General features: G+C 74.6%; 21 protein-coding genes. 7 read left to right on the top strand and 14 right to left on the bottom strand.

The features are described from left to right. Positions 1–68 precede the first annotated feature (68 nt). Positions 69–1526, bottom strand: coding sequence for a DHA2 family efflux MFS transporter permease subunit (locus ACZ6S8_RS29090; RefSeq protein ID WP_469460373.1), 1458 nt, complete (start codon positions 1524–1526; stop codon positions 69–71). A 79-nt stretch (positions 1527–1605) separates the two neighbouring features. Between ACZ6S8_RS29090 and ACZ6S8_RS29085 the strand changes: the two genes are divergently transcribed. Next, positions 1606–2313, top strand: a complete 708-nt coding sequence (locus ACZ6S8_RS29085; RefSeq protein WP_469460372.1) for a TetR/AcrR family transcriptional regulator — start codon at positions 1606–1608, stop codon at positions 2311–2313. Here ACZ6S8_RS29085 and ACZ6S8_RS29080 read toward each other — a convergent pair. The 8 genes from ACZ6S8_RS29080 to ACZ6S8_RS29045 form a co-directional block, all read right to left on the bottom strand. Continuing rightward, positions 2303–2797: a flavin reductase family protein gene (locus ACZ6S8_RS29080; protein WP_469460371.1), complete on the bottom strand. Its 495-nt coding sequence runs from the start codon at positions 2795–2797 to the stop codon at positions 2303–2305. The genes ACZ6S8_RS29085 and ACZ6S8_RS29080 overlap by 11 nt on opposite strands. After that, the gene (locus ACZ6S8_RS29075) at positions 2794–3879 is read right to left on the bottom strand and encodes an alpha/beta hydrolase (RefSeq protein WP_469460370.1); all 1086 of its coding nucleotides are present in this window, start codon (positions 3877–3879) and stop codon (positions 2794–2796) included. The genes ACZ6S8_RS29080 and ACZ6S8_RS29075 overlap by 4 nt, the downstream gene beginning before the upstream one ends. After that, positions 3876–4664 carry a 2-oxo acid dehydrogenase subunit E2 gene (locus ACZ6S8_RS29070; protein WP_469460369.1) on the bottom strand — a complete coding sequence of 263 codons (789 nt, stop codon included), beginning with the start codon at positions 4662–4664 and terminating at the stop codon, positions 3876–3878. Before ACZ6S8_RS29070 ends, ACZ6S8_RS29075 begins: the two co-directional genes overlap by 4 nt. After that, the gene (locus tag ACZ6S8_RS29065) at positions 4661–4888 is read right to left on the bottom strand and encodes a phosphopantetheine-binding protein (RefSeq protein ID WP_469460368.1); all 228 of its coding nucleotides are present in this window, start codon (positions 4886–4888) and stop codon (positions 4661–4663) included. Before ACZ6S8_RS29065 ends, ACZ6S8_RS29070 begins: the two co-directional genes overlap by 4 nt. Continuing rightward, on the bottom strand, positions 4885–6771 hold the full coding sequence (locus ACZ6S8_RS29060; RefSeq protein WP_469460367.1) for an HAD-IIIC family phosphatase: 1887 nt from the start codon (positions 6769–6771) through the stop codon (positions 4885–4887). Before ACZ6S8_RS29060 ends, ACZ6S8_RS29065 begins: the two co-directional genes overlap by 4 nt. A gap of 1 nt (position 6772) precedes the next feature. Beyond that, positions 6773–7816 carry a 3-oxoacyl-ACP synthase III family protein gene (locus ACZ6S8_RS29055; RefSeq protein ID WP_469460366.1) on the bottom strand — a complete coding sequence of 348 codons (1044 nt, stop codon included), beginning with the start codon at positions 7814–7816 and terminating at the stop codon, positions 6773–6775. 58 nt (positions 7817–7874) lie between these two features. Beyond that, positions 7875–8279 (bottom strand): allene oxide cyclase barrel-like domain-containing protein, encoded by a 405-nt coding sequence (locus tag ACZ6S8_RS29050; RefSeq protein ID WP_469460365.1) that lies wholly within the window; start codon positions 8277–8279, stop codon positions 7875–7877. A 67-nt stretch (positions 8280–8346) separates the two neighbouring features. After that, the gene (locus ACZ6S8_RS29045) at positions 8347–10962 is read right to left on the bottom strand and encodes a DUF6531 domain-containing protein (protein WP_469460364.1); all 2616 of its coding nucleotides are present in this window, start codon (positions 10960–10962) and stop codon (positions 8347–8349) included. Positions 10963–11192: 230 nt separating this feature from the next. On the opposite strand from ACZ6S8_RS29045, the gene ACZ6S8_RS29040 reads away from it, so the two are divergent. Next, on the top strand, positions 11193–14036 hold the full coding sequence (locus ACZ6S8_RS29040) for an ATP-binding protein (RefSeq protein WP_469460363.1): 2844 nt from the start codon (positions 11193–11195) through the stop codon (positions 14034–14036). Here the strand turns inward: ACZ6S8_RS29040 and ACZ6S8_RS29035 are convergent. The 4 genes from ACZ6S8_RS29035 to ACZ6S8_RS29020 are packed head-to-tail and all read right to left on the bottom strand — an operon-like array spanning position 13973 to position 17133. Further along, positions 13973–14686, bottom strand: coding sequence for a 4'-phosphopantetheinyl transferase family protein (locus ACZ6S8_RS29035; RefSeq protein WP_469460362.1), 714 nt, complete (start codon positions 14684–14686; stop codon positions 13973–13975). The two genes, ACZ6S8_RS29040 and ACZ6S8_RS29035, sit on opposite strands and share 64 nt — an antisense overlap. Continuing rightward, the gene (locus ACZ6S8_RS29030) at positions 14683–15525 is read right to left on the bottom strand and encodes a metallophosphoesterase family protein (RefSeq protein WP_469460392.1); all 843 of its coding nucleotides are present in this window, start codon (positions 15523–15525) and stop codon (positions 14683–14685) included. Before ACZ6S8_RS29030 ends, ACZ6S8_RS29035 begins: the two co-directional genes overlap by 4 nt. Before the next feature lie 8 nt (positions 15526–15533). Continuing rightward, positions 15534–16430 carry a thioesterase II family protein gene (locus ACZ6S8_RS29025; protein ID WP_469460361.1) on the bottom strand — a complete coding sequence of 299 codons (897 nt, stop codon included), beginning with the start codon at positions 16428–16430 and terminating at the stop codon, positions 15534–15536. 1 nt (position 16431) lies between these two features. After that, positions 16432–17133: an AfsR/SARP family transcriptional regulator gene (locus ACZ6S8_RS29020; protein ID WP_469460360.1), complete on the bottom strand. Its 702-nt coding sequence runs from the start codon at positions 17131–17133 to the stop codon at positions 16432–16434. Positions 17134–17424: 291 nt separating this feature from the next. On the opposite strand from ACZ6S8_RS29020, the gene ACZ6S8_RS29015 reads away from it, so the two are divergent. The 5 genes from ACZ6S8_RS29015 (at position 17425) to ACZ6S8_RS28995 (ending at position 20341) form a co-directional block, all read left to right on the top strand. Then, positions 17425–17631, top strand: coding sequence for a DUF6059 family protein (locus ACZ6S8_RS29015; RefSeq protein WP_469460359.1), 207 nt, complete (start codon positions 17425–17427; stop codon positions 17629–17631). Between the two features lie 54 nt (positions 17632–17685). Next, positions 17686–18006, top strand: coding sequence for an STAS domain-containing protein (locus ACZ6S8_RS29010; RefSeq protein WP_469460358.1), 321 nt, complete (start codon positions 17686–17688; stop codon positions 18004–18006). A 156-nt stretch (positions 18007–18162) separates the two neighbouring features. Next, on the top strand, positions 18163–19086 hold the full coding sequence (locus ACZ6S8_RS29005; RefSeq protein ID WP_469460357.1) for a TIGR03564 family F420-dependent LLM class oxidoreductase: 924 nt from the start codon (positions 18163–18165) through the stop codon (positions 19084–19086). A 364-nt stretch (positions 19087–19450) separates the two neighbouring features. Then, complete coding sequence (locus ACZ6S8_RS29000; protein ID WP_469460356.1) at positions 19451–19873, top strand: subtilase-type protease inhibitor; 423 nt, start codon at positions 19451–19453, stop codon at positions 19871–19873. Between the two features lie 111 nt (positions 19874–19984). Continuing rightward, complete coding sequence (locus tag ACZ6S8_RS28995; protein WP_469460355.1) at positions 19985–20341, top strand: zinc ribbon domain-containing protein YjdM; 357 nt, start codon at positions 19985–19987, stop codon at positions 20339–20341. Positions 20342–20444: 103 nt separating this feature from the next. Here ACZ6S8_RS28995 and ACZ6S8_RS28990 read toward each other — a convergent pair whose 3' ends face one another. Then, positions 20445–21446 (bottom strand): RNA ligase family protein, encoded by a 1002-nt coding sequence (locus ACZ6S8_RS28990; protein ID WP_469460354.1) that lies wholly within the window; start codon positions 21444–21446, stop codon positions 20445–20447. Positions 21447–21534 lie beyond the last annotated feature (88 nt).

The following is a 21534-nucleotide window of genomic DNA, read 5'->3' as shown; positions in this document are numbered from 1 at the left end:
GACGCGCGGCACCCGACCGGAGCGGAGGCGGGGCGAGGCGGGGCGAGGCGGGGCGGAGCCGTCCGGCGTCAGGCCGGATCGGGCACCGGTTCGGCCGCGGCGGGCGCCGGGGCCTCGGGGGCCGGCTGCGGACGGCCCGGCAGGAGCAGGCCGGCGAGGAAGACCACCACGGCCGCGGCGACGGGCCACCAGAAGGCGTTGGCGAAGGTCTCGGTCGTGGGCGTGGTGTGGGCTCCGCCGCCCTGGAGGATCAGCGCGACCACGGCGATGCCGAGCGAGGCGCCGATCTGGTTGAGGATGAACACGGCGCCGGTGGCTCCGGCGACGGCGTCGCCCGGCACGGTCCGGTACACCGAGCCCATGGTGGGCGCGCCGACCAGGCCCATGCCGAAGCCCGTGGCGAACTGGGCGACGGTCAGCAGGACCTGTGAGGTCCCGGGCCCGGACTGGGTGAAGACGAGTGCTCCGGCGCCGATGAGCACCGAGCCGGCCGGTACCAGGATCCGTGCGCCGAACCGGTCGGCGAGGTTGCCGGCGAGCGGCATGCCGATCAGCGTGCCGAGACCGAGGGGCGCGAGCAGCAGACCGGACTGGAGCACGCTGTGCCCCTGCACCTGCTGGTAGTAGAGCGGCAGCAGGAACAGCAGGGAGAACAGGCCGCCGCCGAGCAGGAACATGGTGGTGACGCTGGCTGTGAAGCCCTTGCTGGAGAACAGCCGCAGGTCGAGCAGCGGCGTCTTGTCGGTCCGCAGGGCGTGCACCGCGTATCCGGCGAAGAGGGCGACGCCCACGGCGAGTCCGACGACGACCTGGACGCTGCCGAAGCCGTGCGCCCCCGCCTGCGACAGGGCGTACACGAGCGCGCCGAAGCCGGGGGAGAGCAGGAACACGCCGACGACGTCGAGCGGCACCGGGTCCCCGCTGGGCGGCGGGTCGGCGGGGAGCACCTTGACGGCCAGGACGATCGCGGCGAGCGCGAAGGGGATGTTGACGAGGAACAGCCACTGCCAGGAGAGGCTGTCCAGCAGCAGGCCGCCGACGATCGGGCCGACCACCGGGCCGAGGGTGATCGGTACGGAGATCAGGCCCATCACCCGGCCGATGCGCTGCGGACCGGCGGCGCCGGCCACCACGGTCATCATGATCGGGTCGATCATGCCGCCGCCGAGGCCCTGCAGCACGCGGAACGCGATCAGCGACTCGGCGTTCCAGGCGAAGGCGCACAGCGTGGAGCCGAGGAGGAAGACGGTGAGGCCGAGCAGCCACATGCGCTTGGCGCCGAACCGGACCAGGGCCCAGCCGGCCAGCGGGATGGCGAGCGCGACCGCGAGCAGATAGCCGGTGGTGACCCATTCGATGGTGGCGAGCGTGGCGTTGAACTCGCCGCCCAGGGTGCTGATGCCGACGTTGACGATCGTCGCGTCCAGGTAGGACATCATCCCGCCGAGCACCATCACGCCGAGCAGCGTGAGCAGCCCGGAATCGAGCCGGGCGGGGTTGCTCTCCGCCGTCTTTGCTACCGACACGGAAACTCCTTTGAACCAGTGAACCCATCAATTTGAACTAGGTAGTTCATTTTTATGGTTGGGACGGTAGCATGGCGGCATGAGCGTTGGCGAGACCCCGAACGAGAGCCCGAAAACGAGAGAGGCCCCGGTGGACCGGGGCCGGATGGACAAGCGCCGGGCCATCGTGGAGGCGGCCCTGCGGGTGTTCGCCCGCGTCGGCTACAGCCAGGCGAGCATCGACCTCATCGCCACCGAGGCGGGGGTCGCGAAGCCCACGATCTACAACCACCTCGGGTCGAAGGAGAACCTCTTCCGGCACGTGATGACCGAGACCGCGGCACGCTCCAACGCCAAGACCCTCGACGTCCTGGAGGCCTTCCCCACCGACCCGGACGCCCTGCGGCCGGGCCTGGAGGACGTGGCCCACAAGCTGGTCGACTGCTACTGCGACGAACAGTCGGAGTCGGTGCGCCGGCTGCTGTACGCGGAGGCCGTCCGCTTCCCCGACCTCTTCGACGAGGTCCGCGCCAGCGGCCCCAACCAGTTCACCGACGCCCTCGCCGGCCGCCTCGCGCGCCTCGCCAACGCCGGCCACCTGCGGATCGAGGACCCCGAGCGGGCCGCCAACCAGTTCATCGCCCTCGTCTACGAGGAGCTGCCGGGCCTGAGCGCCCTCGGCACCCGGCCGCTCGACCCGGACCAGGTCCGGCGCATCGTCACCGCGGGCGTGGACACCTTCCTGCGCGCCTTCGCCGGCGACACCGCGACCGGCGCGCCGGGCGGCGCGGGGCCCGTCACCGGCTGATCCGCTCGAACTCGCCCCGGAAGAACAGCAGCGGCTCCCCCTCCCGCGACGCGTCGAGGCGGAGCACCCGGGCGACCACGATCACGTGGTCGCCCGCCGGGTGCTCCGCCTCGATCGCGCACTCCAGCCAGGCCAGCCCGCCCTCCAGCACCGGCGCGCCACCCGGCGACACGGTCCACGGCAGTCCCCGGAACTTGTCCGAACCGCTCACCGCCAGCCGCGACGCCGCCTCCCGCTGGTCCGCCCCCAGGATGGTGATCCCCAGCGGCCCGGCCGCCCGGATCCGCGGCCAGCTGCCGCTGGTGTGCGCGACGCAGAAAGAGACCAGCGGCGGATCCAGCGAGACCGAACAGAACGAGTTCGCGACCAGACCGGCCCGCTCACCCGTCCGCGGATCCCCCGACGCGACCGCGACCACCCCGGTCGCGAACCGCCCCAGCACGCTGCGCAGACACCGGGAACCCGCCGGCGCCGGCGCGCTCACGGCCGCACCGCCGGCGCGTAGCGCAGCCGCGCGAACTCCCGGGTCAGCGCGATCCGCTGCTCCCCGTACCCGCCGCGCATCCGCAGCACCGACAACAGCGTCCACAGCCGGGTCTGCGCGAAGTGCAGCGGGGACCCGTGTACGTCGTCGTGGGCGAGCAGCCGCACCGATCGCACCCGCTCGCGCAGCAGCAGCGCGTCGCCCGGCGGGATGATCTCGTCGCGCAGGCTGGTCACGTGCGCGACCGGGATGTCCAGCGCCGACAGCTCCGCGGGAGTCAGCGCCCAGTCCTTGACCAGCCCGTAGACCTCCCCGGGCGTGGTACGGGCCAGGTGGGCCAGCGTGTCCGTGGTCACCCGGGGGACCCCCCGCTGCCACTCGGTGTCGGTGAAGAAGTCGTGCAGTGGGGCTCCCGCACCCACCACGCCCCTGATCCGGCGGTCCGACAGGGCCGCCCGCAGGGCCAGGTGTCCGCTGAAGCTCAGCGCCAGGGCGAAGGTGCGCGAGGTGTCCGCCCGGTCGCCGACGGCGTCGAGCACGGCGGAGAACATCCGGTGGCTGTCCGCGTCGTACGGCAGGGTGTTCTCACCGACGCCCGGCATCTCCGTCACCACACCCGCGAAGCCGAGCTGCCCCAGCTGCAGCAGCACCGGCGCCCACTGTTCCTTGACCGACACGATGCCGCCCGTCATCACCAGCAGGGGCCGCGGCACCTCCTCGTCCAGACCGGTGGTCCAGCACCGGATCCGGCCCCCGGGCAGCTCCACGTCCAGTCGCCGCAGGGCGGGGAACGCGGCCGCCCACTCCCCGAACGTACCCGTGCACCGCTCCAGGGCCGCGGCCCGGACGGGGCCGTCCACGAAGGGGAAGCGGGCCATGTTGTAGTGCACGGATGCTTCCAGGAGCTTCCCGGCGTCCGCCAGACGGGCGCCCTCCGCGCTCCACTCGTGCGCCCAGGAGCCGGGCTCCCCGTCCCGGTCGTGCCGGACGCGGGCCAGCAGCGGATCGTAGTGCTCGGGCGGCAGCCCCTGGGAGCGGGTGTGCGCCACCACGAAGTTCTTCAGCTCGGCGATGTCGTTCATGCGCTTTCCAGCGCCTCCTTCACCTCGGTCAGCACGTCGGCGGCCTCCGCGCCGTCGATCGCCCGGTGGTCGAACGCCAGGCTCAGCCGCGCCACCGGGGCGACGGTGACCTCCCCGTCCCGTACGACGGGCCGGTCCAGGATCCGGCCGACGCCGAACGTGGTCGTCGTGCCGCCCACCGAATGGAAGGAGTCCACCGCGCGGTGCCCCAGCGACGTCACCGAGAAGGTCCCGGTCAGATGGGGCCGCAGCGCCAGCGACCCGGCCGCCCGGCGGAACGCGCGCCGCCCCTCCGGCCAGGGCAGCCGGTGCAGGGCGCGGATCCCCTCGAAGTCCTCCAGCCGGTCCGCGTCCCCGTCCCGGACCCGTTCCAGATGCGCCTGGATGGCGGGCAGTTCCGCCTCCTGCAACCCCGGTACGACGGTCCCCAGCACCACCCGCCGGCCGTCCAGCACCCGGTCCAGGGCGAGCTTTCCGTTCACGAACGGGTAGTGCGCGACGCGCGGCCGCCCCCGGCCGCCCTGGACCGCCGCGTTCGCGTCCGGGTGCCGCGCCAGCACCCGGCCCGCGGCGCGCAGGACGTACGCGGTGGTCCCGTACCGGACGCCGTCGGCCTCCAGGGCCGCGGCGCGGTGGGCCAGCACCCGGCTCATGTCGACCTCGGTGTCGAGGTAGACGGGCGAGAAGTCGCGGACCACCTCCAGGAAGAACAGCGTGTGGTGGCGCTGGCGGGGGAGCGGCCTGCCCGGGGCGTCGGCCGCGGTGTCCGTACGGGCCTGCGTCACGGCGCCACCGCCAGCAGGTACAGCGCCTCCAGCGTCGGCGCCTCCAGGACGGCGGCCAGCGACAGCGGCCGGCCGGTCTCCCGCTCCAGGGCGGTGCACAGCGCGAGCAGGTGCACGGAGTCCCAGGACTCGACGGCGTCCAGGCCGCGGTCCAGGTCCTCGGCGCTCACGGACAGGGCGAGTTCGTCCTGCAACAGCAGGACGAAGTCCTCCACGGTCTTCACGAGGGGTTCCCTTCCAGGAGCGCGGTCTCGAACCGCGCGGTCAGACGGATGTGGTCCGCGGGCCGCGGGAGCGGGTCCAGGCCGTGCCGGTAGGCGGCCGACCGTTCGTCGAACGCCACGGTGGTGAAGCCCGACCGCGGGTAGAAGTCGGCCACCTTGCCGTTCTTCGCGGTGCGCCGGTAGCCCGCGAGCACCTGCGCCGCGCCGTGGCCGCGCGCGTGCTCCAGCACGGCCGCCAGCACCGCCGCCTCGATGCCGCGGGAGAACACCCGGCAGCTCAGCAGGAAGTTGTCGATGTGCCAGGTGTCCCCGTCGCGGCGCAGCAGAACCGCTCCCACCAGCCCGTTGTCCCCGAACCGGTCCGAGGAGGACACGGTGAGCACCGAGGCCGAGGGATCGTCGGCGAGCGCCTCGACCTCGGCGGGCTGGAGCCGGCGGGTGGTCAGGTTGAACTGGTTGGTGCGCAGCGTCAGCTGCGACACCCGGGCGTACTGGGCCGGCTCCGCCGCGGCCACGGTCACCGCGATGTCCAGCTCCCGCAGGTAGCCCTCCAGCGAGTCGAAGGAGTCCAGGAAGTCCTGCCGGGCCTGCTCCTGGCGGTAGAGCGCGGGCCGCGCCAGGTCCTCGGCGGTCAGCCGGCGCACGTCGAACCAGCCCTCGGCCAGCAGCCGCCGCACGTGCAGCGCCGGCTCCTCGTCGACCTGGACCACGGCCACTCCGGGCAGCTCCCGGCGTACCAGGCCGCACTCGAAGGAGCTGTCGTCGACGAACACGATGCTGTCCACGCCCACGTTCAACTCGCTCGCCAGAGCGGTCAGGTTGTCGTGCTTGGGCAGCCAGTTGGCCTTGATCCGGACGAAGTCCTCCTCGCGCAGCGCCAGCCCGGGATGCTCGCGCAGCGCCCTGACCACCGGTTCCAGGTCGTTCTTGCTGACCGCGGCCAGCAGCACGCCCTGCGACCCGAGCTGCTTCGCCACCCGCTGGAACCGGTGGAAGGCCCCGCCGCGGTACCCGCCGTCCGCCTCGATGCCCTCCTGTCCGACCTCGCCCAGCACCCCGCCCCACACCGTGTTGTCGAGGTCGAGGGCCAGCACCTTCTTGCCCCCGCCGGCCGACTGCCGGCCCAGGTGGCCGACCTCGCGGGCGTACGCGGCGAGCAGCGGCTCGGACAGGTGTGCCCGGGCGTACACGCTCTGGCGCACGTCACGGGCGGCCACCCCCTCGGCGAGCAGCGGATCGAGGTCCACCGTCACCACCTCGGACCGCTCCTCGGACAGCCGCAGCAGGCGTACGTTCGCCTCCCGCCACAGCACGCCGAGCCGCGCCCGGGAGCGCAGGTCGACCAGCTGGGCGGTCAGCTCCCGCGGCAGCGGCAGGGTGTTCAGCACGAGGGTGGCGCCGTGCGCGGCGCCGGCGAACACCGCGGCGGCCCGCTCCACGAGGGCCAGCTTCTCCGCGAGCACCCGCTCCACGTCCGCCACCCCCCACGGCAGCGGCAGTTCGTCCGTGACCACCGCGGGGTCCAGCACGCACAGGGCGAGCGAGGGCCGGGCGGCGTACAGGGAGCTGTCCGGGTCGGCCAGGTCGAAGACCCAGCTGTCGAACTCCGAGAGCCGCACCCGGGCCAGCAGCCCGTGCCGGGCGAACTCGGCGGTGAGCGCCGGTACGAGCGCCGCGAGCGTGCCGTGGCCCGTGACGGCGACGACGGGCGCCGGTACGGCCGGATGGGCCTCCAGCACCTCCTGCGGATCCAGCCGCGCCAACAGCCGCCCGTATTTGATCAGTTCCCCGTCGGGCACCTGGGCCAGCAGGCCCTGGACGGCCGGATAGCGCTCGGCCAGGTGGCCCGCGCGGTGCAGTGCGGCCAGCGAGTCCGCCGCCATCTCAGTTCCCCTCCAGCGCGAAACCGGACTTGATCCACTTGCTGGACTCGATGGAGATGCCGACCGCGCGCCGGCCCGGGCCCAGCAGCCCGGCGAGCGCGCGCTCCAGCTGGAGGAAGACGATCGCGTTGCCGCTGTTGCCCGCCTCGTCCACCACGGACACGTCCTCCGCGGCGGGCAGGGCCAGCCGCTGGGATATCAGCCGGGTCATCCGGCCCGACAGCTGCGGCGGCAGCAGCAGGTCGACGTCGCCGGGCTTCCAGCCCGCCTCGTCCAGCAGCTCGGCCAGCACCTCCTCGGCCATCACCGGAACGTGCTCCTCGATGGCCTTGTAGTCCTCGCTCGCGGCCGGCCCGCCGGCGTCCCGGTCGTCGGCCGGTCCGTACCACTCCAGGACCGCGCCGGGCTCCCGGCCCAGCCCGACCAGCCGCGTGAACAGGCTCCGCACCCGCGCCGAGCCCGGCCCCGGACCGGGCTCGGTGGACAGCACGGCGGCGCCCGCCGCGTCTCCGAACAGCACGTAGTTGACCAGCTCGGCGGGAGCGGCCCGGCGCAGGTCGGCGGTCACGTCGTAGAAGCGGGCGATGACGTCGCCCCCCAGCACCAGGACCCGGCGGCCGCTCCCGCTCAGCAGGATCTGCCGGGCCACGTCGAGCGCCTGCACCGCACCGGAGCAGCCCGACTGCAGCTGGAAGGTCCGGACCCCGTCGATACCGAGCCGGTCCGCGACGATGTTGACCGTGGCCGGCATCAGCCGGTCCGGGGTGGCGGTGCCCAGCACCACCGCGTCCACGTCCCGCGCCGTGAGCCCGGCCGCGTCCAGCGCCCGCCGCCCCGCCTCCTCGGCCAGGTCCGCCAGGGAACTGGTGAGCCTGCCCGTCTCCAGGTCCAGTGCCAGGTGGCGGGACCGGGTGCCGATGAAGGCCTCGACCCACTGCTCCCACAGCGGGTCCATGCCGAACCGCCGGGCCAGCGCGGCGTTGTCCACGGCGGGCCCCGGCAGCGCGGAGGCCGCCGAGAGGATGTGTACGTCCCGACCGGTCATCAGTGCTCTCTCCTCATAGCGTCACGTCACGTCGCGTCGTCACCGGCCGGGCCGGACGTCAGTCCGACAGCAGGATCCGGGCCTCGGCGGACGCCCGGACCCCGGTCATCCGCCACTTCCGGAACCCGGTCAGCCCCTCGTACCGGCCGCCCGTGCCGGTGGCCGGGTAATACACCCACTCGCTGGTGCGCACGTCGTTGAAGTCGGCCCAGCCCTCGGCATGGATGGTGCCGTCGTCGAGGGTGATGTCCTCGGTGTAGTACGTCAGCAGGCCGCCGTCGTCGGGGCGCACGTACGCGATCCGGAACGAGCCGTGCGAGGTGCCGATGAGCTTGCCCGACTCGTCGTACAGCTCGTCGTCGAACGTGCCGGTCTGCCCGATCTGCGGATCCGACACCTCCACGTCGTCGACCACCTTGACGACGATCTCCTTGGGCACGCGGATCACGATCTGGTCTGCCATGGGCCTGTCTCCTTGTCGGTACGGGGTACTCGTCGGTGCGGGGAACGGGTTCGGGAGGGAAGCGGTGTCACACGGTCCGGGACGGAAGGTCCCCGGCGACCAGCGGAGGCCGGTCCGGGCTGGTGCCCGTCCCCGTGAACGGCCCGGTGAACGGGCCGTCGGCGTGCGCGGGAGCGCCGGGCGAGGGGAAGAAGGCGTCGGTGACGGGCCCGTGCGCCCGGGTCAGCACCGCCCAGAAGCTGCCGCGCGTCCAGGTCCCGCTATTCAGCGGGTCGTTGTCGGCGAAGGTGTACGGCGCGTACTGGCGGCCGGTCGGGTCCGGCTGGGTGAAGCGGCCCCAGTAGCCGTTGTAGAGGTGGTGGTCGAGGACGTGCGCGCTGCGCAGCAGCTGGTAGGCGCCCCGGTACCGGAAGGGGTTCACCGCGGCCGCCGGCCCGGTCGCCGTCACCGCGCCGTGCGGGGTGTAGCGGTAGCGGGCTGCGACGGCCCCCTGCTCGTCGAGCAGCGCGAGGACCGAGCCCTGCTGGTCCGTGACGGCCCAGTAGTGCCGTCCGTCGGCCGTCAGCACGGCCAGCAGGGCGCCGTCCGCGGTGCGGACGAAGTCGGTGGCCACCCCGTCGTCGGCGGCGCGGACCACCCCCAGGTGGCTGTGCGTCAGGACGTGGGTGACCGTCCGCCCGTCGACCGTGGTCTCGGTGATCCGGCGCGGGGTCTCGTGGCCGAGCCCGTCGTACGCGATGTCCACCACCCGCTGCCCGCCGAACACCCCGGTGAGCGTCTGCTGGGTGGGGCTGTAGGAGAAGGTCCCGGTCGGGTTCTCCTCCTCGGTGAAGTTGCCGGCCCCGTCGTAGTCGAAGGTGGTCTCGCCGAACAGGGTCACCTGACCCGCCGCGTTGAGGTCGAACCGGACGTCGCCCAGCCGCACCAGGTGGTTCGCCGCGTCGTAGGCGTACTCCACGTCGCCGGCCCGGACGAGGCGCCCCAGCGCGTCGTAGGCGTAGCCGGTGAACTCCCCGTCGACGACGGTGTGCCGCAGCACGCCGCCGTCGGCCCCGCCGCCCGCGCTGTACCCGTACTCGACCGAGAGCAGCACCTCCCCGGCCGTGTCGCGCACGGTCAGGGCGGTCCGGCGGCCCGAGGCGTCGTAGGTGACCTCCTGGACGGCCGGGCCGAAGTCCACCGAGGTCAGCCGGCCGGCCGCGTCGTGCGCGAGCAGGGCCGTGCTCCCCGCCGGGGTGGTGACGGAGGCCGGGCGGCCCGCGGCGTCGTACCCGTACAGGACCTGGCCGCCCGGCGCGGCCAGGGTGGTCAGCAGCCCCTCCGCGTCGTAGCCCGCGCGGATCTCCACGGATCCGGACGCGTCGGTCCGTACGGCCCCCGTCAGCCGGTCGCCGCCCGCGGTGCGGGTCCAGTCGAACGCGTAGGACCAGCCGGGCCCCGATTTGCGCACGGGCCGGCCCAGACCGTCGTGGGACAGCGAGACCAGCGTGTCCCCGCTGTCCTCGTCGACCACCTCGGCGGTCCGGCCCGCCGCGTCGTACCGGTAGCCCGTGGTACGGCCGTTGCCGGCCGTCACGGACACCACGCGGGACAGGGCGTCGTAGGCGTACACGGTGGTCCCCAGCGGTGCGGGCGGAACCACCCGGACCAGGTTGCCCGCGTCGTCGTAGCGGAACGTCGTGGTCGCCCCGTTGCCGTCGGTCAGCTCCGTGAGCCGGCCGTGGCCGGGGTGGTACGCCCGGGTGTCGAGGGGCGACTCCCGGCCGGTGACGCGGGTGCTCACCACCCGGCCCGCGCCGTCGCGCTCCAGCAGCAGCTCGTGGCCGGCCGGATCCCGCAGCGAACTCGCCAGCCCCGGGTGCGCCGGATCGGCGTACGCCGCCGAGAACACACCCGACGTCGGCAGCCGCAGCGAGACCGGCCGCCCCCGGCCGTCGTGACCGCGGAGCAGCTCGCCGCCCGCAGCGTCGGTCGACCGGGTGGGCCGCCCCCCGTCGTCCCACTCCTGCCGGGCCGTGTGGCCCAGCGCGTCGGTCACCGCGACCGGCCGGCCGGCCGCGTCGAAGGAGTGCACCGAGCTCCGGCCCGTCGGCCCGGTCACGGTGGTGCGCCCCCGCTCGTACGCGAAGCCGACGCGCACCGGACCCTCCGGCCCGGCCCAGCCCACCGAGGCCACCGCGGAGCCGTCCGCGTAGGCGAGGTGAACGGGCTCCCCGTCCGCCGGGGTGATCCCCACCAGCCGCCCCCGGTCGTCCCAGGCGAGGTCGGTGGCGGCGCCCGCGGCGTCCACGTCGCGCACCAGCCGGCCGGCCGTGTCGTACGCGAACGCGGCGGTCTGCGCGCCGGACGGATCGATCAGCTTGGCGAACCGGCCCCCGCCGTCCCGGTGCAGGGTGGTGACCCGGCCCTGGCCGTCGGTGACGGTCACCGGCTCCGCGCCCCGGTCGACCGAGCCGCCGTCGCCGGCCGACACGGTCCAACCCGGGCCGAAGCCCTCGTCGGCGCGCGAGGCGCCGCGGAACTCGCGCACCAGCCGCAGGTGCCGCCCGGTTCCGGCGACCACCAGGTCGAGGCGGCGCAGCACCGGCTCCCCGGACGCCAGGTCGACGAGCAGATCCGTCCTGTCCCCGATCGGCACGCGCCGCACGGCGCGTCCGTCAGGATGGTCCCGAAGCGTGGGCACTGGCGACTCCTCTGGGCACGATGGGTCCGGCACCCCGGCGGGGCAGGGCACCGGCCGGCGGACCACCAGGCTCGGCCCGGCCTCTAAAGCAGCCCTAAGTCCTGCCGGGGCGAGGACCCGCCCCGATCCCCATGAACCTTCTGTTACAAGCCGGTTGAGGCTTGAATTGGTCTCGTACGCTGTCCGCCGGACGAGTCCGATCCCCGTCCCCGCTGGGAAGGAGACATGCCGTGCCAGCCAGCACCGCTGACCGAAAGCCGACACCCGCAACCGTCCGCAGGGCGGAACTGGAGCGTCTGGAGCGGACCCTGGACGCGGCGCGCGCAGGGCACTGTGCGGCGGCGGAGGTTGCCGGAGACCCGGGCACCGGCAAGACCCGCCTGCTGACGGCCCTGGCCCGGGAGGCCGAGCACCGGGGCCTGCGGGTCCTGCGCGGCCGCTGCTCCGAGGTCGATTCGGCGGTCCCGTACCGCCCCTTCATCCAGGCCCTCTCCGCGTGGCAGGCCCAGGACGCCACGGGCCTGCCGCTGCCGGAGGCGACCGAACTGATCCGGGCCCTCGGGGAGGGCCCCGACGCGAACGACCCGGACACGGGTGCCCGCTGCCGCTACTACGCCGGCCTGCGCCACTTGATCGGCGCCTGCCTGGCCACCGTCCCCGGCGGCGTGCTCCTCGTCCTCGACGACTACCACTGGGCGGACGCCGGCACCGCCGAACTCCTCGAAACGCTGATCCACTGGCCGGTGCCCGGCGGCCTGGCCGTGGTCGTGGCCCACCGGCCGAGACAGATGCCCGCCGGAGTACGGGCCGCCCTCCACGAGGGGGTCGAGCAGGGGATCGTCGACCTCGTCGAACTCCCCGGCCTGGACCTCGCGCAGAGCGCCACCCTGCTGCGCGCCGCCCCCGACGGCCCCGGCCTCGCCGACCTGCGGGAACGGGCCGCCGGAATCCCCTTGTACCTGCTGGCCCTGGCCGACGCCGAACGGGGGCCCGCGGAGGCGCCCGACAGCTGGCACCGGGCCGCGAGCGGCCTCGCGGTGCAGCTGCACGCCGAACTCGGCCCGCTCGACGCGGTCACCCGGACGGTCCTCCAGGCCGCGGCGGTGCTCGGCGACCCCTTCACCGTCGACGCCGTCGCCGAGGTCGCCGCCGTTCCCCGGACCGAGTGCTGCGCCATCCTGGGCCGGCTGCGCCGCCGCGACCTGGTGCGCCCGGCCACCACCCCGGGACTGCTGGCTCTGCGCCACCCCCTGCTGCGCCGCGGTCTGTACGAGGAGACCGACGCCTGCTGGCGGGCCGGCGCCCACTGGCGGGCCCTGGCCTGCCTGCGGGCGCTGGGCGCCCCCGCGACCGAACTCGCCCCGCACATCGAACGCGTCGGATCCGGCGCGGGCGGCGCCGACCGGCGCGACCTCGTCACCGCCGCCCGGACCGCCCTGCACCTGGGCCGGCCCGCCACGGCGGCGCACTGGCTGACCGTGGCGATCCGGCTCGACCGCGCCGCGCAGGCGACGGCCGCCGAGCGGGCCGACGGCACGCCGGCCGCACCGCCCGCCGAACCCGTCGCCGCCGAACTGTGGCAGGCGGTGGTCCAGCACCTCGCCGCACGCGGCGACGCCGAGCGGGTCCGCCTGCTCGTCCGGGAGGTCCTCGCGGGCCCGGCCGGGCGGACCGGACCCGCCCGCGCCGGCACGGTGGCGTACTTCGCCGCCGTACTGGCCGCCCTCGGACGCGACGAGGACGCCCAGGGCCTGATCGCCGCCGAACTCTCCGCCGAGCTGTCCTCCGACACCGCGCCGGACCCCGAGTCGGTGGCCCTGCTCCAGGTCCGCCAGCAGGTGGCCAAGGTGCTGGCCGGCCAGGTGCCCGCCCGAGCCGACGTCGAGGCGCTCGTACGGGCCACGGCCGGAGCCGCTCCGGTCACCGCGGCCGGGGCGCTGGCCCTGCGCGGCCTGTGCGCGGTCGTCGCGGGCGACACCTGCGCCGCGGAGTGGGCCCTGGTGGCCGCCGCCCAGACCCTCGACGAACTCGACGACGGCCGCCCCGCCGACGAGCAGGAGAGCACGCTCCTGCTCCTGCTGAGCTGGGCGGAAGCGCTCATGGGCTGGTACGGGCCCGCGCACGGCCACGCGGAGCGCGCGCTGGCCGCCGCACGGACCGGTGGGGAGACCCACCTGATGGCGCCGCTCCTGGACACCCTCGGATACGTCCACTACCAGTCCGGCCGGATGCCCGACGCGCTCGCCGCCGCACAGGAGTGCCGGGACGTGGCGAAGGCGGCCGGCCGCGACGACCACGTCGGCCTGTCGGACGCCATCACCGCGGCCGCCTGGGCCCAGCTCGGCCGCGGGGGTCCGCGGGTGCGCACCGCCCTCCCGGACGCGGGCGATCCGCTGGACTCCGCGCGCACCCCCCTCAACTCCCTGCTGCAGGCCGAGGCGTACCTCGCGGCCGGGGACGGCGCGGCCGCGTTCGCCCTGCTGCTGCCGCACCGCGAGGCCTGGCGCGTCTGCGAACCGGTGGCGGTCCTCGCCGCCCGCGGCTACGAACTGCTGGCGGCGGCCGCCGTCACCGTGGGCCCGGAGGCCGCCGGCACGGACGCCGCGGGCATCGCCGCGTGGGCGTCCCACTCGGCGGACGCGGCGGCCGCCGTCGGCATCGCAGAGCAGAGCGGTCACGCGCTCATGGCCCGCGGCCACGCCCTGGTGAGCAGGCGCCGGACGGCAGAGGCGGCCCGGTGCTACGAGGAGGCGATCGAGCTCCTGGGCCCGGACAGCCCCGCGGGCGCGCGGGCGCGGGAACTGGCGCGAGAGCTCACCCGGGAGCCGGTCCGCGGCGTCCGCTCCGTCGGCGGCGCCGAACCGGACGGCCGGCCGGAGGGCGCCCTCGCCGACCTCACCCTGCGGGAGAAGGAGGTGGCCGCGCTCGCGGGAGAAGGCTGCAAGAGCAAGGAGATCGCGCTGCGGCTGACCGTCAGCCACCGTACGGTGGAGGCCCATCTCACCCGGATCTACAGCAAGTTGGGGGTCACCTCGCGCGCCGAACTGGCCCGGCTCGTCGCACTGGCCGGCTGAGGCACGGCGACGGCGGTCACCAGCAGGCCGCGCCCGGCCGCCCAGCGCCCGTCGAACGCGCGCACCTCCCGCCCGTCCACCACCGGCCCGGGCACCAGCAGGGCGGCGCGGAAGCCGTGGCGCGCGGGGTCGAAGACCACCTCCGCCTCGTCGAAGTCCAGCAGCTGCCCGGTGAGCGGAAACCAGGCCTTGTACACGGCCTCCTTGGCGCTGAACAGCAGCCGGTCCCAGCGCGGTCCCGGACGCCGGGCCAGCAGCGCGAGGACGCGCTCCCGCTCCCGGGGCAGCGCGACCGCCTCCAGCAGGCCGCCGGGCAGCGGCTCGTCGGGCTCGGCGTCCACCCCGAGCGCCACGGCGTCGCGGGCCCGGGCCACCACGGCCGCCCGGTAGCCCCGGCAGTGCGTCATGCTGCCCACGACACCGTCCGGCCAGCCGGGGGCCCCGCGCGGTCCCGGCAGCAACGGCGCGTACGGCACGCCCAGTTCCCCGAGGGCCAGCGACGCGCAGTGGCGCACGGTGGTGAACTCGCGGCGCCGCGAGGCGACGGCCCGGGCGACCACGGCCTCCTCGGCGGGGTGCAGCCGGGCCCCGGGCGGGTCCCCGTACGCCTCGGCCGACACCGCCCAGGGCGGCAGCAGTGGCCGGATCACGGGGCGCCCCGGGCGGTGTCGCGGCGCCCCGTCAGGATCAGCCGGGGCCCGGCGGGCCGGGCTCCGCGGCGGCGCCACTCGCGGGGATAGCCCATCGACACCTCCTCGAAGCGGACGCCGTCGTGCCACGTCGTCCGGGGGATGTGCAGGTGGCCGTAGACCACGGCCGCGGCCCGGTAGCGCACGTGCCAGTCGGCGGTCTCCTCCGTTCCGCACCACAGGGCGAAGTCGGGGTGGCGCAGCACCCGCGTGGGCTCGCGCACCAGCGGGAAGTGGTTGACCAGCACGGTGTCCACCCCGGGGCCGAGCGCGTCGAGCCGGCGTCGGGTCACCTCCAGCCGGGCCCGGCACCAGTCGGCCGCGCCGGCGTACGGCTCGGGGTGCAGCAGGGCCTCGTCGGTGCACACCACCCCGTTCTCGGCGGCCAGTTCCAGGGCCTCCCGCTCGTCGCGCAGCCCGGGCCGGCGGAACGTGTAGTCGTACAGGACGAACAGCGGCGCCACCGTCACCGGCCCCCGGGGCCCCTCCCACACGGGGAAGGGGTCCTCGGGCGTGACGATCCCCAGCGCGCGGCAGAGGGAGACGAGGCGCTCGTACCGGGCCACGCCCCGGAGGGTGACCGGGTCGCGGGGGTGCGACCAGAGCTCGTGGTTGCCGGGGACCCAGACGACCTTGGCGAACCGCTCGCTCAGCAGCCGCAGCGCGTCCTCCACGTCGGACAGGATCTCGCCGACGTCACCCGCCACCAGCAGCCAGTCGTCCGGGTGCCGGGGGCGCAGGGCGTCGAGCGCCGCGCCGTTCTCCTCGTAGGCCACGTGGAGGTCGCTGATGGCGAGCATGCTGCCGCTCACGTCCGCGTCCCCGGCAGTCCCCGGGCGGGTCCGGCGGCCGGACCGGCAGCGGGCCCGGAACCGTGGCCGGCGCCGGACGCGGGTCCCGGGAGCAGGCCGGAGACCAGGTCCGCCACCGCCGCCACGTGCTCGGTGAGGAAGAAGTGACCGCCGGTGAAGACGCGCAGCTCGAACGGGCCGCTGGTGTGGGCGCCCCAGGCCCGCACCTCCCCGGGCAGGGCCTCCGGGTCCCGGTCGCCGGCCAGCCCGATCACCGGACACGTCAGCGGCGTGCCGCCGGTCGGCTCGTACGAGGCCAGCGCCCGGTAGTCGGCGCGCAGCACCGGCAGGACCAGGCCCAGCATCTCCTGGTCTTCGAGCAGGTCCGAGCCGGTGCCGCCGAGCGAGCGCACCTTGGCCACCAGGGCCCGGTCGTCGCTCAGCCGGTCCGCCCCGGGCCGGAGCCGCGACGGCGCCCGGCGTCCGGAGAGCAGCAGCGCGGCCGGACCGGCGCCCGGGGTCGAGGCCAGCCGTACGGCCACCTCGTACGCCAGCGACGCGCCCATGCTGTGCCCGAGGAACAGCCGCGGGCGCGGGCCCGGCCCGCCGTCACGGGGGAGCAGCGCCGCCGCGATCCGGTCGGCCAGCACGTGCAGATCGTCGGCGGGGGTCTCGCGGTGGCGCTCCTGCCGCCCCGGGTACTGGACGGCCAGCACCTCGACGGCCGGGGTGAGGAGGCGCGACAGTGCGAACCAGTAGGCGGCCGACCCGCCGGCGTGCGCGAAGCAGACCAGCTCGGCCGCGGCGCCGGCGGCGGGGTGGAACCGCCGCAGCCACGTCTCGGCGGCGGTGTTCTCCTCCGGCGCCCGGTGGTCCACGGCGTCCGTGCGGCCCTCGCGGAGCTCCTGTCCCATGTCAGCCGGCCAGCGGAAGGTCGAGGAGCCGGTCGGAGGTCAGGATCGCCTGGTGCAGCCGGCGCAGCGAGCGGCAGGGCTCCAGGCCCAGTTCGGCCCGCAGCACCTTCTGGGCCGAGCGGAAGACCCGCAGGGCCTCGGCCTGCCGTTCCGAGCGGTAGAGCACCAGCATCAGCTGCCGGTAGAAGGACTCGCGCAGCGGGTACTGGGCGATGAGTCCGTGCAGCAGGCTGATGACCTCGCGGTGCCGGCCCAGCGCGGTCCGCGCCTCGACGGACAGCTCCAGGCAGTCCAGCCGCTCCTCCTCGACCCAGGTGGCGAAGGCCGACAGGGCGGGGCCCTCGGCGGTGCCGTCGAGCACCGGCCCGCGGACCAGGAGCAGGGCGCGCTCGAAGGCCTCCAGCGCCGCCTCGTACTGGCCCGCGTGCTGCCGCGCGCGGCCGGTGCGGGTCAGCTCCTGGAAGTCGTCGACGTCGTACGTGGCGCCGCCCAGGCGCAGCACGTAGCCGGACGGCTTGGTCACGATGGCGTCGCCCGCGTGATCGCCCGCGGACACGAGGAACTTGCGCAGCTGGGACAGGTAGACGTGGACGGCCGCCGAGGCCCGCCGTGGCGGCTCCGTGCTCCAGAGTTCGGAGACCAGCTGGTCCTTGGTGGTGACGCGCCCGGCCGCGATGAGGAGCGTGGCCAGTGTCATCTCCATCTTCGGAGCACTGAGGGAATGGTGGGCCGACCCGTTCGAGACGAGAAGAGGACCCAGCAGTTCGTAGCGCATCGATTCCCCCGTGACGTTGTGGGAACACACTTTCGTGTCCCTCCGGCCTCACTGTCGGAGACCTGCCCTGTCCACGCATCGGGGAAAGCACGTACGTAGGGCGATTGGCCGGAACCAATCGGCTGGGAAGCGTTGTTCCGCGCGGTGGGATCCGGCCCCGGCCATCGCGTTGAGCTGGCATTTTGGCCTGGCTTTGGAGGGGCCGGGGAAGCTCCGCGAATGTCCTCGTACATGTCGCGCTGTCTGAAAGTCCTGGGGGAGTGGATCGTCGCCGCAGGAGGGATGTGGATCCCCCCGGTGCCGTCGCCGCCCGCCTGCTCCGGTCCGCAAGGGCCGCCGCCCGGCCACCCCGAGCGCCTCGGCCCCGGCGATCCGCTGACCGAGCTCGAACTCATGCTCCGCAAGGAGCTCCCGGGTTGGCCGTGACGCGGCTCCGCCCGCGCCGCGGCCGCCGCGGCCGGTCTTCGGCATAATCGGCCCATGCCGACAAGCGCCGACCCTCCCGCACTGCCCGTCGTCGCCCCGCACGGGGACCTCGACGCCGACACCATCGGCGCGCTGACGGCCGAACTCGAAGCCGCCGCGGCCGGACACTCCGCGGTGATCCTGGACGCCGGCGGCATCACCTTCGGCGACTCCTCGTTCCTGCGTCTGATGCTCACCACGCACCGACGGGTCGACCTCCGGATCGCGGCGCCCTCCCCCGTGGTCACCCGCCTGTTCCGGCTGGTCTGCGTGGAGGACGTCCTGCGGCTGTTCCCCACCGTCCAGGCGGCGCGCGCAGGGGCCCCCAAGCCCTGAGCGGGCCGCCCGAACGACGTGGCACTCCTCGTCTACCGCTCGGGTCTCCGCCCCCCGGGGCCGGTTGACGGCCGGTGGGCCGCGTACACACTGCCGACAGGAAACCGTCACACGGGAACCGGAATGGGCCGCCGGCGGGCCGTCGTTCTGCCTGACATGACTGTGGGATTGGCACTTCACGCATCCGGTCCGGAAAACCAGATCGACGCCACCGTGCGCCTCGCCCGGGAGGCCGCTGCCGCGGGGCTGCGGTCCGCCTGGTTCGGGCAGACCTTCGGCGCCGACTCCGCGCAGCTCGCCGCCATCGTCGGGAGGGAGGTGCCGGACCTGCAGGTCGGCACCTCCGCGATCCCCGTCTTCGGCCGCCATCCGCTGCTCGTCTCCAGCCAGGCCCAGACCGCGCAGGCGGCGACGCACGGCCGCTACCACCTCGGGCTCGCCCTCGGCACCAAGCTCCTGACCGAGACGGGCTTCGGCATCCCCTTCGAACGCCCCATCGCCCGGCTGCGCGAGTTCCTCACCGCGCTGCGGCAGTTGACCGAGACCGGCACCTCGGATTTCCACGGCGAGCTGCTCACCGCGACGACGCCGCTGCCCGCGCGCGTGCCGGGGGCCGAAGGGGGCGTACCGCTCCTGGTCGCCGCGATGGGCCCGCAGGCGCTGCGCGTCAGCGGCGAACTGGCCGACGGGATCCTTCCCTACCTCGCCGGACCCCGCGTCCTGTCCGAGCACATCGTCCCCGCGGTCACCGCGGCGGCCGAGGCGGCGGGACGACCGGCACCGCGGATCGTGGCCATGGTCCACGGCGTGGTCACCGACGACGCCGACGCCGCGCGCCGGACGGCCGCCGAACAGCTCGCGTTCTACGAGCAGTTCCCGTCCTACGCCCGGGTACTGGAGCTCGCCGGAGCGGCGCGGGCCGGCGACGTGGCCGTGATCGGCGACGAGAAGGCGGTCGCGGCCGAGGTGCGTCGCTACCGGGACGCGGGGGCGACGGAGGTGGTGTTCTCGGGGACCGACCTGGCCGGGGAGGACGACCGGCGCCGCACCTGGGCCCTGCTGGGAGAGCTGGCGGGCTGACGGCTGCCGCCCGCCCGCACGGTGTCACCGCGGCCAGCCCCGCGCCCTCCGGCGCCCTTCGAACGGAGAGATCCGGTCAAGCTGGGTGGCCGTTCGGTGAACCGGGCGCGGCGGGCCGCAGGTCAGCGCGCGCAACCGGGCACGTCGGCACGGTGATCACCCCCTGTCCGCGCCCGACTACGCAGGGGTCGCACCCTGCGTGAGCTGGCCGAACGGCCATTCGGTTGCCGCTATGCGGACGGTGTGTCCGTAAATCGATCGCGTGGGCGTAACTCCCCTTTGGATCCGCCAGACTTGCTCGCATGTGAGCGCGAAATCGAAACGAAGAATCGCGTTCAACCAACGAATCGAAAGTGAGCTTGTCGTGCGTTACCGCGCCGCCGCTGTTTCCGCCGCCGCCCTCCTCTGTCTCGCCGGCGCCACCGGCCTGGCCGAGGCCCGGCCCACGAGCCTGTACGCCCCGTCCGCCATGGTCTTCACCGTCGCCCAGGGGGACGACGTCACGGCCACCGTCGTCCGGGCGTCCACCCTCAGCTGCGCCCCGACCGCCGGGGGGACGCACCCCGACCCCCAGGCCGCCTGCGCCGCCCTGAACGCCACGGCCGGAGCCTTCGACGGCCTGCTCGCCGCCCCGGACCCGGACCGCGCCTGCCCGATGCACTACGACCCGGTCACCGTCACCGCGGACGGCGTGTGGCAGGGCAGCCGGATCGCCTGGAAGCACACCTTCTCGAACTCCTGCGCCATGTCCGCGACCCTGAACGGGAACTCCGTCTTCGCGTTCTGACCCCGGTCGCAGGGCAGGCCCGGGCCGCGCCGCCGTGGCGGGGCGGCTCCGGGACCTCGGAGGCACCCGGGCGGGAACCTCCGGACCGGTGGCCTGAAATACACTGTTTGCGTGACCGAGACTCCTTTGCCCCCGTGCCCCGCCTGTTCCAGTGCCTACGCCTACGAGATGGGCGCGCTGCTGGTCTGCCCCGAGTGCGCGCACGAGTGGCCCCGCGTCTCCGCTGAGGCCGACGCCTCCTCCGGTGAGCGGGTCGTCAAGGACGCGGTCGGCAACGTGCTCGCCGACGGGGACACCGTGTCCGTCGTCAAGGGCCTGAAGGTGAAGGGCAGCCCGTCGGGCATCAAGGCGGGCACCAAGGTGCGCAACATCCGCCTCGTCGACGGGGTCGACGGCCACGACATCGACTGCAAGATCGACGGGTTCGGCGCCATGCAGCTCAAGTCCAGCGTGGTCAGGAAGGTCTGACCCGCCATCCGGTGGCGGGACGTCGCGTGAACGGGGCGGTCCCCGCGACCGCCTTCCGTACCGCGTCCCGCAGCCGCGTTCCGTACCGTGACCGTACCGGCGCTCAGGCGCCCCGGCCGTGCGCGTCCAACCGGGCCAGTGCCGCGGCTCCGGACCGCAGCGACGACTCCAGTGCGGCCCGCTCGGCCCCGTCGAGCCCGCCCACCCGCTCGGCCGTCTCCTCGGCCGCGTCCCGGGCGATCTCGGCGGCCACCTCCGCCACCGGGGTGCGCGGCCCCAGCTTGCTCACGGCCGACGCCGCGCGGGCGGGGGTCAGCAGGCCGGTTCCGTGGGCGAGCAGCCAGCCGGGTACTCCGGCCGCGCCTGCGGCGGGCGCCCGGTAGGGGCGCGAACCGTCGAACCGCTCGTCCTCCGCGAAGGCGGGCTGCTTGAACTTGGCCATGGGGCGCGCGGGCCCCGCCGACTCCCCGGCGGGTTTGACCACCAGCCCCTCCGCGAGGTTGTCCGGCAGCGCGGGCAGCCCCAGCAGTCCCGGAAGCACGGTGGGGAACACCACCGGGAGCTCCTGCAGCCGGGCGAGCGACCCCTCGGCCAGCAGGGGGGCGCAGTGGAGCCCGGCGACGGCCGCGGCGGCGCGCAGCGTCCGGTCGGAGACCCAGCACGGGCCGTCGCCGGTGGCGACGGTCGCGTCGAACGGGAGCCACAGCAGCTCGGGGGAGTACCAGACGCCGGTCTGCACGGGTTCGGCGCCCGGCGCCCGCGGCACGTCGGGGTGGGGGTAGCGGCCACCCGCGAGTTCCCCGTAGACGGTCACCACCGCCGAGGCCTCCGCCCCGCTGCGTTCGCGCAGGATCCGTGCGCAGTGCGTCGCGGCGACCGCGAGGGCGGGCCAGATCCGGCCCACGCCGAAGAAGTCGTCCAGTCCGCCGTCGCCGAGCAGTTCGCGCCGCTTGGCGGGGTGCGCGCCCTCCGCGTCGCACACGACGGCGAAGTTGGCGCCGTGGACCTTCTCGTGGGCGACCCAGCTCCGCCCGCGCGCCTCCCCGAGCCGGCGGTCCGCCGGGATCTTCGGATAGGGGGACCAGGCGCGGGGTTCGGGGTGCACCGGGCGATGGTAACGAGCCCGGCCCCTGCGCGGCGGGGGGTTTTCCTCCGGTTGCGGCGCGCGGAGCCCGCGACTCGGCGAAGTCCGG

The organism is Streptomyces sp. NPDC048461 (assembly GCF_055587105.1).
This window is presented reverse-complemented; position numbering and strand designations above follow the sequence as displayed.

Bases quoted from the DNA above. Each gene is read 5' to 3' on its own strand.
- ACZ6S8_RS29060 (WP_469460367.1), bottom strand. From the start codon at position 6,771: ATGGCGGCGGACTCGCTGGCCGCACTGCACCGCGCGGGCCACCTGGCC.
- ACZ6S8_RS29015 (WP_469460359.1), top strand. From the start codon at position 17,425: ATGTCCTCGTACATGTCGCGCTGTCTGAAAGTCCTGGGGGAGTGGATC.
- ACZ6S8_RS29025 (WP_469460361.1), bottom strand. From the start codon at position 16,430: ATGGGACAGGAGCTCCGCGAGGGCCGCACGGACGCCGTGGACCACCGG.
- ACZ6S8_RS29050 (WP_469460365.1), bottom strand. From the start codon at position 8,279: ATGGCAGACCAGATCGTGATCCGCGTGCCCAAGGAGATCGTCGTCAAG.
- ACZ6S8_RS29085 (WP_469460372.1), top strand. From the start codon at position 1,606: ATGAGCGTTGGCGAGACCCCGAACGAGAGCCCGAAAACGAGAGAGGCC.
- ACZ6S8_RS29030 (WP_469460392.1), bottom strand. From the start codon at position 15,525: ATGCTCGCCATCAGCGACCTCCACGTGGCCTACGAGGAGAACGGCGCG.
- ACZ6S8_RS29020 (WP_469460360.1), bottom strand. From the start codon at position 17,133: ATGGAGATGACACTGGCCACGCTCCTCATCGCGGCCGGGCGCGTCACC.
- ACZ6S8_RS29055 (WP_469460366.1), bottom strand. From the start codon at position 7,816: ATGACCGGTCGGGACGTACACATCCTCTCGGCGGCCTCCGCGCTGCCG.
- ACZ6S8_RS29010 (WP_469460358.1), top strand. From the start codon at position 17,686: ATGCCGACAAGCGCCGACCCTCCCGCACTGCCCGTCGTCGCCCCGCAC.
- ACZ6S8_RS29005 (WP_469460357.1), top strand. From the start codon at position 18,163: ATGACTGTGGGATTGGCACTTCACGCATCCGGTCCGGAAAACCAGATC.
- ACZ6S8_RS29075 (WP_469460370.1), bottom strand. From the start codon at position 3,879: ATGAACGACATCGCCGAGCTGAAGAACTTCGTGGTGGCGCACACCCGC.